This window comes from Neobacillus pocheonensis (assembly GCF_050477905.1).
GTDB lineage: Bacteria > Bacillota > Bacilli > Bacillales > Cytobacillaceae > Neobacillus > Neobacillus pocheonensis_A.
This window is the reverse complement of record NZ_JBCNAD010000065.1, coordinates 1-12,334: the sequence shown is the minus strand read 5'-3', so window position 1 is coordinate 12,334 and position 12,334 is coordinate 1. Positions and strand designations below refer to the sequence as shown.

At 38.2% G+C, this 12,334-nt stretch carries 14 protein-coding genes; 12 read left to right on the top strand and 2 right to left on the bottom strand.

The window, feature by feature from the left end; genetic code table 11:
* Positions 1–563 precede the first annotated feature (563 nt).
* The 3 genes from ltrA (at position 564) to ABES02_RS27085 (ending at position 2,593) form a co-directional block, all read left to right on the top strand.
* Positions 564–1,838: a group II intron reverse transcriptase/maturase gene (gene ltrA, locus ABES02_RS27095; protein WP_430140880.1), complete on the top strand. Its 1,275-nt coding sequence runs from the start codon at positions 564–566 to the stop codon at positions 1,836–1,838.
* Between the two features lie 260 nt (positions 1,839–2,098).
* Positions 2,099–2,269, top strand: coding sequence for a hypothetical protein (locus ABES02_RS27090; RefSeq protein WP_430140879.1), 171 nt, complete (start codon positions 2,099–2,101; stop codon positions 2,267–2,269).
* A 21-nt stretch (positions 2,270–2,290) separates the two neighbouring features.
* Positions 2,291–2,593 (top strand): MTH1187 family thiamine-binding protein, encoded by a 303-nt coding sequence (locus tag ABES02_RS27085; protein ID WP_430140878.1) that lies wholly within the window; start codon positions 2,291–2,293, stop codon positions 2,591–2,593.
* 96 nt (positions 2,594–2,689) lie between these two features.
* Here ABES02_RS27085 and ABES02_RS27080 read toward each other — a convergent pair whose 3' ends face one another.
* Complete coding sequence (locus ABES02_RS27080) at positions 2,690–3,562, bottom strand: nuclease-related domain-containing protein (protein WP_430140877.1); 873 nt, start codon at positions 3,560–3,562, stop codon at positions 2,690–2,692.
* Between the two features lie 191 nt (positions 3,563–3,753).
* Here ABES02_RS27080 and ABES02_RS27075 point away from each other — a divergent pair, with 191 nt between their 5' ends.
* Positions 3,754–4,398, top strand: coding sequence for a DNA-3-methyladenine glycosylase (locus ABES02_RS27075; RefSeq protein WP_430140881.1), 645 nt, complete (start codon positions 3,754–3,756; stop codon positions 4,396–4,398).
* Here the strand turns inward: ABES02_RS27075 and ABES02_RS27070 are convergent.
* Positions 4,375–4,833 carry a BclA C-terminal domain-containing protein gene (locus tag ABES02_RS27070; protein ID WP_430140876.1) on the bottom strand — a complete coding sequence of 153 codons (459 nt, stop codon included), beginning with the start codon at positions 4,831–4,833 and terminating at the stop codon, positions 4,375–4,377. The two genes, ABES02_RS27075 and ABES02_RS27070, sit on opposite strands and share 24 nt — an antisense overlap.
* 277 nt (positions 4,834–5,110) lie before the next feature.
* Here ABES02_RS27070 and spxA point away from each other — a divergent pair, with 277 nt between their 5' ends.
* From spxA to ABES02_RS27030, 8 genes are all read left to right on the top strand, one after another.
* The gene (spxA, locus tag ABES02_RS27065; RefSeq protein WP_430140875.1) at positions 5,111–5,506 is read left to right on the top strand and encodes a transcriptional regulator SpxA; all 396 of its coding nucleotides are present in this window, start codon (positions 5,111–5,113) and stop codon (positions 5,504–5,506) included.
* Between the two features lie 119 nt (positions 5,507–5,625).
* Positions 5,626–6,039 carry an RrF2 family transcriptional regulator gene (locus ABES02_RS27060; protein WP_430140874.1) on the top strand — a complete coding sequence of 138 codons (414 nt, stop codon included), beginning with the start codon at positions 5,626–5,628 and terminating at the stop codon, positions 6,037–6,039.
* A 104-nt stretch (positions 6,040–6,143) separates the two neighbouring features.
* Positions 6,144–6,479: an IDEAL domain-containing protein gene (locus tag ABES02_RS27055; RefSeq protein WP_430140873.1), complete on the top strand. Its 336-nt coding sequence runs from the start codon at positions 6,144–6,146 to the stop codon at positions 6,477–6,479.
* Positions 6,480–6,506: 27 nt separating this feature from the next.
* On the top strand, positions 6,507–7,523 hold the full coding sequence (locus tag ABES02_RS27050) for a pirin family protein (RefSeq protein WP_430140871.1): 1,017 nt from the start codon (positions 6,507–6,509) through the stop codon (positions 7,521–7,523).
* 237 nt (positions 7,524–7,760) lie between these two features.
* Complete coding sequence (locus ABES02_RS27045; protein WP_430140870.1) at positions 7,761–9,908, top strand: transglycosylase domain-containing protein; 2,148 nt, start codon at positions 7,761–7,763, stop codon at positions 9,906–9,908.
* A 252-nt stretch (positions 9,909–10,160) separates the two neighbouring features.
* The gene (locus ABES02_RS27040; protein WP_430140869.1) at positions 10,161–10,826 is read left to right on the top strand and encodes an aquaporin; all 666 of its coding nucleotides are present in this window, start codon (positions 10,161–10,163) and stop codon (positions 10,824–10,826) included.
* A gap of 165 nt (positions 10,827–10,991) precedes the next feature.
* Positions 10,992–11,708, top strand: coding sequence for a TIGR02206 family membrane protein (locus tag ABES02_RS27035; RefSeq protein ID WP_430140868.1), 717 nt, complete (start codon positions 10,992–10,994; stop codon positions 11,706–11,708).
* A 278-nt stretch (positions 11,709–11,986) separates the two neighbouring features.
* Positions 11,987–12,250: an ArsR/SmtB family transcription factor gene (locus tag ABES02_RS27030; RefSeq protein ID WP_430140866.1), complete on the top strand. Its 264-nt coding sequence runs from the start codon at positions 11,987–11,989 to the stop codon at positions 12,248–12,250.
* Positions 12,251–12,334: the final 84 nt, after the last annotated feature.

Sequence of the window (12,334 nt, the reverse complement as noted above, 5' to 3'; positions counted from 1 at the left end):
GAACCGTATGTACGGTGGTGTGAGAGGGGCGAAAATAATCAATTTATTTTCCCTCTACTCGATTGTGCCAGGCATGGCAACTATCTAGGTGGTGAAAGTCCACTGTGGGGGTACACATCGACCAACCACTAAGGAAGCGCAAGGTACTTACCGTGAGGTAAGGGCTGAAGGAAGCGTGGAATAAAATCTTGGCTCGACGTACAGAAACCTGATACTAAGGCTTTATAAAGGGATGAGGCTCCAAGACAAGTCAAAGTCCAAAAAGATGTGCGTAACTTTGTAGAGTAAATCAGGCGAGTAAAAGAGGAAAGATAGTTGTCTTACCCTGGGAGGTCTTGTGGATGTACTGAAGTACAGTCGAAAAAGGTTAGTCGCAAGAAGTCAGCAGAAGTCATAGTAGTGAAATTAATTCATGAAGGACTGAACAATTTATAGTGTTTCAACACCACGAATGCGTAAGTGACGTACTCCGAATGTATTAATGGTGAAAGTATGAGCGTATCTCAAAGGCTAACCAAAAATGGAGCTATCACTTACTACGTGAGAGGGAAGGAGAAACGAGTGTGGAACTTTTAGAACAGATTCTAAGTAATCAAAATATGAACGAAGCCTACCTGCGCGTCTATAAAAATAAAGGTGCGAGTGGGGTTGATGGAGTAACAGTCGAAGAACTAAAGCAATATCTGAGAGAGAACAAGGATGAGCTACGTCAGCGCATCAGAACAAGAAAATACCAACCACAAGCTGCCTTAAGAGTGGAAATCCCAAAAGAAAATGGCAAGATGCGCAAGTTGGGAATACCAACAGTAGTGGATAGAGTAATTCAACAAGCCATTCATCAAGTTCTCAGTCCGATATTTGAAAAGCAATTTAGTGAATTCAGTTACGGCTTTAGACCAAACAGAAGTTGTGAGATGGCTATTATAAAAAGCTTGGAATTTCTGAATGATGGACACGACTGGGTAGTAGACATTGACCTTGAAAGATTCTTCGATACAGTTCATCACGATAAACTCATTCGAATTATTGCCAACACAATAGATGATGGTGATGTCATCTCGTTAATCAGAAAATACTTAGTCAGTGGAGTCATGGTGAAAGGGAAATATGAAGAAACACCCGTCGGGACTCCGCAAGGAGGAAACCTTAGCCCATTATTAAGTGATATTATGTTAAACGAACTCGATAAGGAACTAGAGAAAAGAGGACTACGGTTCGTGAGATACGCTGATGACGCTCTCATCTTTGTAAAGAGTGAGAAAGCAGCGAGTAGAGTAATGAAATCAATCGTAAGATTTATAGAAGATAAACTAGGATTAATCGTTAACGCAGAGAAGAGTAAAATTTCACGTCCAAAAGAAATTAAATTCTTAGGGTTCGGTTACTATTACGATGTTAACAACCAAAGATACCAAGTAAAACCCCACCTAAGTTCCATACAGAAATTCCAAAGGAAGCTCCGAAAACTGACAAAACGAAACTGGGGTGTCCCACTGGATTATCGAATATTGAAACTGAAACAAGTCATATTCGGGTGGGTAAACTACTTCAGGATAGGAAACATGAAAAAAGCAACGGAGCGAATAGATACGAAGCTTCGCTCCAGAATTAGGGTAATCATCTGGAAACTATGGAAAGTACCGAAGAAACAAATCAAATCGCTCATTCAGCTTGGGATTCCGGAGGAAGAAGCGAAAGGATTAACCTATTGTAGAAAAGGTTATCGGTATATAGGATTATCAAAAGTTGTCCAAAAAGCTATCTCAAACAAAAGACTAAAGCAGAGGGGACTTCCCTCTGCTTTAGAACATTATCTAAAAGTACACACTGGAATATAAATTGAACCGCCGTATACGGAACCGTATGTACGGTGGTGTGAGAGGGGCGAAAATAATCAACTTATTTTCCCTCTACTCGATTATCACAATATAGAATGTCCTTTTACGTTAAGGACGACAGGGTAATTGTCGTTGATTAGTTATAAAATAAACCTATCATGAAAGCGAAAGGCGAACAATGTCAGTCACTGTTCGCCTTACATTAAAGAATAATTATTAAAAAATAGTACACGATATTAGTCAAAAATGAGGTGATTAAAATGGAACAGAAAGAAAAGGATCCCCAATTTCAAATTGGGGAAATGGTCAATAATGAGTTTAAAGGACTTTATGGAGTTGATCCGGAAATGAGTTTACTTTCAGTGAATTTTGCCACTGGTGAAAATTCCTATTTAAATGAACATTATCAAGAGGATCCTAAAGAAGATTAGTGTGATGAAAGGAAGAAGGATATGGCCATTATAGATATTACCGTGATTCCGGTTGGAACAGGAACACCAAGTGTGAGTGAGTATGTTGCTGAAATACATAGAGTTCTTCAACAGTATGAAGGCAGAGTGAAGTATCAGTTAACCCCAATGAGCACTCTAATTGAAGGGAATTTAAAATTATTGCTTGAAATCGTCCACGAGATTCATGAAGTTCCATTTCAAAAAGGCTTACAAAGGGTTTGTACCAATGTCAGAATTGATGACCGCCGGGACAAAGAAAATACGATGGAACGGAAGCTGCAGGCAGTACAAAAAAAATTATAAGCTAAACCAAGGGACTAACTAATAAGTGAGAAGAGGCTATTCTATTGAAGAATGCCTCTCTTTATTTTTTGTGAAATATTCCACATTCCACATCAGCTAAATATTATTCGCGCTTTCGATAATATGCTTTATATTTTGAAGCTGAAAAGCTCCATAAATTCTTTCTCGAGATGTAAGTTCATTTATAAAAAACTGTTGTAATTGCTCTTTATTGGAAATCCGTTTGACGATGCTGTTATCCGACCAATCGTGAAGCTCTTTTTCATCGTGATTAAAGAATACCAACGTGTTTATCCAGGTTTTAATATCTTGACTTTGTAAATAATTGGAGAGGATGACCGCTGTTTGTTGAACCTGGCAAATTGGATTCTCATAAGTCTTTACGGTTAATCCTCTAGAATCATCTTTACTAAATAACAGTGTTTCCTCTTTCTCATTGTTTACTAAATCTGCTAAAAAAGAAAACTTGTGACTGCCCATTTTTGTTAATCCCATTACAATGTGGCCTTGCCAATGTTTCGTTTCTATTACATATAAACCAGTTGATAATAATACAAGGTGATCAATCTGCCTAGTCATTCCGTTTCCTTCAGGTATAAAAATATTCGGCATGATAATCATTTCATCGGGAGGAATAATTCTTTTTCGAATTAAATCATTTTTAAAACCTTCAAGTATTTGATGGGTTTTGATTTCCCCTGGGTTTCGATAATTTTTTCGAATCTCTTCATTTTCAAGCATCAACTTTTCAATTCCACGTTGGTAGGATTCAGATAAAAGGAAAACTTTCTCATCATAGGTCGCTGCTGCCGTTTCCATAGAAGCTTTTTGTATTTCCTTCATTGCAGCAAGCTCATCGAAATGGTTGTTTCTCAATTCTTTTTGTTTAGCCTTTTCTTTTTTTACGGTATAACCTAACCAGACAGCAGATGCAGCAAGTAATATTGTGGAAATAATTAACCAGATCATTGCTTTTCTCCTTTTTCTGCAGGAATCGATATGGTTCATCGAACATCTTCATCTTCCATATGTGCTATATTATAACAATTTTTTTGCCAATCGCCTAAGAAATTGAAATTTAAAAATAAAATGGTAAATTCATACCATATGATTTATTTCTATGTTCAATCATTTTAGTGGAGGTATCCCATTTGGAAGATTTGGCTAAAGAAATTGTTCCATTACCACAGTCGTTTTTTGAACAGCCCACACTTGAATTGGCAAAGGCATTGCTCGGCTGTCTCTTGGTAAAAGAAACGAAGGAGGGCATTGCGGTTGGACATATTGTAGAAACAGAAGCTTACGTGGGGCCTGGTGACCGTGCTGCCCACAGTTATAATAACCGACGGACGGCAAGAACAGAGGTCATGTTCCAACGTTCCGGGCTTGCCTATACATATTTAATGCATACACATTGCCTTTTCAATATAGTCAGCGGAGGGGAAGAAAAACCTGAAGCCATCTTGGTTCGTGCACTGGAACCCGTCAATGGTATAGAGCTTATGAAAAGCAGGAGAGGCATTGATGATGTGAGAAATCTGACTAACGGGCCCGGCAAGCTGACGAAATCATTAGGCATTAAGATGGAGGATTATGGCCATCTACTGACTCTTCCTCCTTTATTTGTTGCCAGAGGCTACTGTCCGGAAAGTATATCAATGGGGAAAAGAATCGGAATTGACAATACTGGTGAAGCCAAGGATTATCCTTGGCGTTTCTGGGTTACGAATAATAAATATGTTTCAAGGCATCAAAAGGCGAATCCCAGTAAACACTCACTATCAACTAATTTTCTCAATCGATAATGATGCGGCATTTATACTTCTGTTCGCTAAAATGGGTAATAGGGTATCTGTAGCAGTTCCTATATTTCTAAGCTCGATTGTAGAATTTTTGGGAATATGGATAATTGCCTGTCCTACAAGCATTAGTGTAGCATTATCCACTTGCCTTGTTATGCCAAAGTTTGTTAGATTTCCAGGAACCAAAGAATGATTTAAGACAATACCATATACCGAAGTTGAAGCAGGACCATCTATTAGCAAAGTATATTCAATCTTATAGTCTCCCGATTTTAAAACGGTTAAGATACCATCATTTTTGGAAAACCTTATATTTTCCAGTGGGCCATGTTGATTAAATCGAATATGTTCACCTGGTCTTACTAGTATAGACTTCGCACCTACAAGTGTAACAAAACCATAAGCCGCTGAGGATTTCTTCCAATTTTGGTCCCACACTATTAAATCACCACCTTTTCAATCTTTTAATATAAGATATTAAAGAATGAAAGAACTGATTGTACGATAAGATACTTTAATAGCATGGGACTAATTGTGGAGCACACGATAAAGGATTGAATAGTCAGAAGGAATCTTCTGCAAATTTTTTAATCAAAACTAAAAAATTACAGTTGACATTTCTAACTGTAACGATTAAATTTACAGTATAGAAACTGTAAAAATTTATATTACATTTAAAAAGGTTTTATAAAGTATTTAAGGAGCGTGAAAAAGGATGGTAACTCTGTATACAACACCAAGCTGTACTTCTTGCCGAAAAGCAAAAGCCTGGCTCGAGGAACATCAAATTGACTACGTTGAAAGAAACATTTTATCAAATCCGCTTACAGTCGATGAAATTAAATCGATTCTTCGTTTGACCGAAGAGGGGACTAGCGAAATTATTTCAACTAATTCAAAAACATTTCAAGAATTAAATATAAATCTTGAATCACTACCGCTTAATGAATTCTATGAATTAATCATTGAACATCCTAAAATGTTACGCCGGCCAATTATTCTTGATGAAAAAAGATTACAGATTGGCTATAACGACGACGAAATTCGCAGTTTTTTGCCCCGAAAGGTTCGCACTTACTTATACAACGAATTGCAAAAAGAGGCCAATTAGGCTAAAAGTTTGACAGGAAAATCTGTAATGTATAGGATTACAGTACGTCATTAATATTGATAAAGAAGCACACAATAGTAATAAGCTATGTGCCGTTTTATTTGTAAGGAGGCAAGACCATGAATAGTGATTTTACCCTTGCCATTCATAGTTTAACTTATCTAGCACTACAGCCGGACCGAATGTCTTCAAGCGATGCTATTTCAGAAAGCGCCGGCGTTCACGCGGTACGGATTCGTAAAGTGCTAAGTTTGTTAAAAAAACATGGATTTATTAAATCGAAAGAGGGAACTGGCGGCGGTTTTATTTTTGCGCTAGATCAAAGTGAAGTTAATCTCTGGGATATATATAAGATAACCTCTGAAGGTGCTCTGCAGCCTAAGTGTCCTGAATCAAATGAACAGTGTATTGTAGGCGCGAATATGCAAAGAGTCCTATGCAGCATTTTCTTAGGTGCAGAAGAACATCTAGGTGAATATTTAAAGGATTACACAATCAAAGAGGTTGTCGATCTGGTTGATAAGCGGCTGTAATCGATTTATGGCTGCTGAATTCTTTAAATTAAATGTAATAAAATAAGTTACAGTTTTATCCTGATAGATGTAACAAAAAGTCAATAAAAAGAAGGTGAAAAAGTATGTTTTCCAATACGATATTAAAACCGGGTGACTGGATTAAGGGTGAATCGCTGGATGGTGAATTAATTATTGGATATATTGATTCTCTTTTGCCAGATATTCCGGATGGGGCAGTTAAGGTAATCGTCGTTACGAGTGACAATAATAATAAGGTTGGCAAAACAATACCTTTTTTAAATAAACAGGTAAAAGTACTGCCTGTTTCTAAAGTTACAAACAAGTCACAAATAATGTTTTTAATAGACCTGGCATTATCAACAGGAGATAAAGAATGGTTCATGGAGCTTTCAAAGGAATTAAACTCAATGAATCAGCTTGCTAAGGCAGTTAAATAATACTCATAAATATTAACGGAGGAAACGATGGCAGACAATAAAATTCTTAAATTACAAAAGCTAGGCTTTCAATGGGAGACTGAAGATCCGTTTCTCGTGACGATGTATCATAAAGATGCTTATCCTTCTGGAAATGATCAGCAGGGACCGAGTACTTCATTGGAAGGAAGGAAGCTAGGTGAAGATTTTACGTTGCGAGATGGCTTTAGGATGTATCATGGAAATGAGGTTCCAGGGTTTCCTGCACATCCTCACTGTGGCTTTGAAACCGTAACGGTCGTATTAGAAGGCTTTGTTGATCATTTTGATTCAATGGGAGCATCAGGACGCTATGGTGATGGAGATGTCCAATGGCTAACAACTGGGAAGGGCTGTCAGCATACAGAAATGTTCCCGCTTGTACATCAGGATAAAGGCAACCCCCTTGAACTCTTTCAAATTTGGCTGAATCTCGCAGCTAAAAATAAGTCTGCTAATCCAGACTATAAGATGCTGTGGGCTGAAGATATACCTGTGATGCAGTCAATTGGTTCAAACGGGAAGCAAACAACGGTGAAACTGATAGCAGGAAAATTGCAGGAAATGACTTCTCTAGAGCCAACCGCTGCTTCTTGGGCAAAGGATCCTAACCATCATGTGGGTATTTATCTCCTTCATATGGAGCCAAACGCTTCTTTCACTCTGCCATCCGTTTCAGGTACATTAAACAGAAATTTATATTTTTATCAAGGTGATGAAATTCAAATAGAGGGAAATAGGATTCCATCCTCTCACCGAGTAAAACTGGCCGGTGATCAAGAAATCGAACTTACAAATGGAGCGAAAGATGCTTATTTGCTTGTTCTTGAAGGTGAGCCTATTCAAGAACCTGTAGCCCAATATGGACCCTTTGTCATGACAACAGAGCAAGAGATCCGTGAAGCTTTTAACGAGTTTCGAAGAACACAATTCGGGGGTTGGCCATGGGGCCGTCTTGATCCTGTAAATGAGGCGGACTCTGGCAGATTTGCCAGACATGCAGATGGGACAATTGAAAAGAGGTAAACCCTGAAAAAATTCACACAAATACTGCCGCTTCCCATTAAAATTGGGTAGCGTCTTTTTTTATTTGGCGCCTGTAGCGGAAATCAACAGCCAAATTTAACAGGGCCTTTTTATTTAGTGCCCCCCATAAATTTAAAAATCGTTCCGAATCATTATATGTAATTAATCTGGGGAGTAAATACTTTCCTTATTTTATTTTTAATCAACATTGAGTAACCTTGCATGGGAGAGAAGAGAATGACAGAAGCAACATATACATCTCGTGAGGAACGAAAACAAGCTGAAAAGACAAGTCAAAATCATCAAAAAAGGGATAAAAGTCCGAAAAAAGGGTCTTTGTTGAAAAAATTAGTCATCGTCTTTTTGGTGCTTGGACTTGTTTCAACGGGAGCAGGAGCCATCACGTTCGCTTCAATGGTGAAGGGTGTTCCCGATTTGGATTCTTCTAAACTAGTAGATCCGCTTTCAACGAAGTTTTACGATAAAAATGGAAACTTCCTCTATGAATACGGGAAAGAAAAGCGAACAAAAATTACCTATGAACAAGTTCCCAAAGTGTTGGAAAACGCGTTTATTGCCACGGAGGATTCCCGTTTTTATGAACATCATGGTATTGATATAAAAAGAACGGCGAAAGCCATTTTCGTGAACGTAACCGGAGATTTCGGATCACAGGGTGGAAGTACCATAACGCAGCAGGTAATTAAAAACTCATTTTTGACTCCTGAAAAAACATTAAAGCGAAAAGTCCAAGAATGGAAATTGGCATATGAATTGGAACAAAAGTACTCCAAGCATGAGATTCTGATGATGTATTTGAACAAAATCTACCTTGGCAATCGCTCTTACGGAGTGGCAACTGCAGCGAAAAACTACTATGGCCTAGAAGCAAATGAGTTAAAAAAAATGACGCTTTCGCAGGCAGCCATGTTAGCAGGATTGCCGCAAAGTCCTAATAATTACGACCCATCCAAACCCGAAAACAAAGAAGAGGCCACCAACCGCCGTAATCTTGTATTAAGCTTGATGCATAGACACGGCTATATTACAGAAAAACAAATGCAGGAAGCAACAAAAGTTCCCGTAACAGCAGGACTGGTGGCGAAAAAGAATCAACAAAGTATGCCGTATGAAGCATTCCTAGACGCTGCTGTAAAAGAGGTAAAAGGGAAACTGAAGGATGTTGATATCAGTACAGATGGATTATCCATTTACACTACCCTCGATCCAAATGCACAGGATTATGCTGATAAAATGTTGAACTCAAACGAAATCATTGCTTATCCGAATGACAGGTTTCAGGGAGCGTTTATCTTCTTGGATACAAAATCGGGTGAAGTCAGAGCGATTGGAAGCGGACGAAACGACTTTCAAGCAGATTTCATGGGCAACAACTTTGCCATCGATATGAAACGTCAGCCGGGCTCGTCGTTTAAGCCAATTTTTGATTATGGTCCTGCGATTGAACATTTAAAATGGTCCACTGCCCATTTAATCAATGACCAGCCGACCACTTATTCATCTGGCCAGTCGATTTCAAACTGGGACCATCAAAATCATGGCATGCTGACAATTCGGTCGGCATTGCAAAACTCATACAATATCCCTGCACTTCTCACGATGAGAGAGGTGGGATTGGAAAAGGCAAAGGCGTTTGCGCAACAACTTGGAATTACGTTCCCTAACAATCAGGTTTATGAATCATACTCAATCGGAAGCAATACCGTTAATCCGTTACAAATGGCAGGCGCCTATAGTGCTTTTGGGAACGGTGGCGTTTTTCATAAACCGCATTTTGTTCAAAAAGTGGTCTTTCCTGATGGTACGGAAATTGGTTTTGCAGGAAAACCGAAGCGTGTGATGAAGGATTATACCGCCTATATGGTTACCGATATGTTACGTTCAGTGGTAAATTCCGGAACAGGAACAACAGCCAATGTGTCTGGCCTGGATGTGGCTGGAAAAACGGGAACAACCAATTTTGATAGTAATACAAGAGCGCGATTTGGCTACCCAAGCAATGCCACAAATGATAGTTGGTTTGCCGGCTATACACCACAATACACGATGGCGGTCTGGACTGGTTATGAGCAAAACGGCCAGGGGAATTATATGATTGGAAATACAACAAAAATTGCGCAGTACATGTTTAAAGCAATGATGCAAACATTAGGAACAGACTCATCCAGTTTCCCGCAACCAAAAAGTGTTTATCGATTCAATAATGAACTCTATATCCAAGGTATCACATCTGCAGAAGTTCCAATCGTACCTAAAAAAGAAACACCTGGGAATGGAGAAAAGAAAGAAAAAGAAAAAGATCAACCTGGAAAATGGAAAGACGAAGGAAAAGGCAAGGGTAAAGGAAAAAAGAAGAAAAAGTAATTCCTAGGGGACGGTTCTCAAGAATCGTCCCTTGGCATTTTTACCTTTTTCGTATAAATGAAATTTTCATTAAAAGTCTTATTCGCCCCATAATTGTCATATATTTCTTAGTACTTAGAGCTCTAAGAAACAACCGGATATACTAATACCAAACGTTTCAAATTGCTTACCGGTAATGCCATGTCAAAACCCTACAAACTTGCCCTATTCTTTGCAAAATTACGTGTTAACCATTTGTGAGGAGGGAAATTTATGTTTAAAAAGGGGATTGCTGAATTTATTGGCACGTGTGTTCTGGTTCTGTTTGGAACTGGAACGGCCGTGTTTGGCGGCGGTGTGGATGGAATTGGCGTTTTTGGAATTGGTTTGGCCTTCGGATTGTCCTTAGTCGCCATGGCATATAGTATCGGAACCATTTCCGGATGCCACATAAACCCGGCTGTGTCCATTGCCATGTTTGTAAACAAACGGTTGAATGGCAAAGAACTAATCTGTTATTTAGTTGCACAAGTCTTAGGCGCTTTTTTAGGAACGGCACTTTTAACAGCCTTTTTAAAATTATCGAACATTTCGGTAGATAATGTAGGACAGAATGGTTACGCAAATCTTGAATCTTCTGGTGCCTTTTTAGTGGAAGCGGTTTTATCATTCGTCTTTATTTTAGTGATTATGGTCATTACGGGCAAAAAAGGCAATGCATCAATAGCGGGGCTTGTCATAGGTTTCACATTATTGTTAGTTCACTTATTTGGTATTCCTTTGACTGGATCCTCTGTTAACCCTGCACGGAGCCTTGCACCAGCAGTATTTGCCGGAGGAGACGCTGTTTCCCAATTATGGGTATATCTTATTGCCCCAATCGTTGGTGGAATCATCGCCGCAATTGTAGGGAAATTTCTATTAGATACTGAAAAATAGTGTGGAAGTCATCTCCAAAGGTAAGTCGAGTTTTTTAAATATAGGTTAAAAACAATGAAGCGGAGTCAGTGCATTTGATTTATCATGCGCAAATGACTCCGCTATTTCATGGTTCAGTTTATGTAGCGAATGAATTGAAAATATCCAGAGAAAGAGGGGGTATTCATGTTTTCTGTTAGTGGTATGCGAGATTTCACGTTGTTTTCCCTGCCCCATATTGTTACATTAATTATCTTCTTTATCACATGTTGCATTATGGTGTTTTTCAGAAAGAAACTGAGGTCATACCAGTCTAACATCAAATGGACACTATTTAGTATTTTGATTGTTTGTGAGTTATCACTACATGTGTGGTTAATTCTGACGAAGGAATGGGAAGTAGGTGATTTACCCCTACAGGTTTGTTCACTAAGTACCTTTTTAGCTCTTTACTTATTCCTAAAAACCAGTCAAAAGGGGTTTAATTTGTTATTTTTTATCGGTCTCCTTCCTGCCATTTTAGCAATGGTGACACCAGATCTTATCTACCAATTTCCTCATTTTCGCTTCATCCGATATTTCCTTCAACATGCTGCCATTCCGATATCCGTATTGTATTTTATCCTATTTGAAGATTACAGGGTTCCCAGGAAATCCATTCTATTTAGCTTTATTACCTTGAATATCATCGCGGTGCCTATTTTTTTCTTGAATCACCTGCTTGGCACGAACTTTTTCTTCCTAGCGAGCCCTTCGGAAACGAAAACATTATTATCCTATTTCGGAAGTGGAATCATGTATTATATCAATCTTGAAATTGTCGGATTGATTGTATTTTTCATCACGTATATTCCAATGGGGATTTTACAAAAAGTAGAAAATAAATCCGTTAGAGGTGAATAGGAATTTGGAGTGAATAAATAGGAATGCAATAATCAAATACTTTCATCCAAAAAAAATGCAATTGTCGGAAAAAGCTTAAACCGAATCGGACGAATTGAAAACATTTTTTGAATTTAACCTATAACTAATGAAGTGGAAATCACAATCTCATTCTTAAATTAAGAAAACAGCCTTTGAATTAAAAAATGGAAAAGGACTCTCTTGACAAAGCATCTTTGATTAAATACACTATTTCTATAAATACTGAAATAAGAATTGCTGAAAGGAGGTTTTTAGTGGTGAATGATGATATTGCAGTAAAAGTCTATAAGGCACTAGGTGAATCGACTCGTTTACAAATCGTAAAATTACTTGCAGGGCAATCAGAGTTAGCTTGCCTGGAAATGGCAAATCAATTAAAGGTCACTGCCAATTCAACATTGACGCATCATTTAAAACCATTACTCGATTGCGGATTATTAGCAGTTCGCAGAGAGGGAACCTTCAGATATTACAGTTTACAACGAGAAGTCCTTGCACAATACGCTCCCGCTTTACTTTAATGGTAAAGCGGAATAATTTTAACACTAATTTCAGTATTTATAGAAATATCAAATAATTGAAAAGAACGGGGGAAAATATATGAG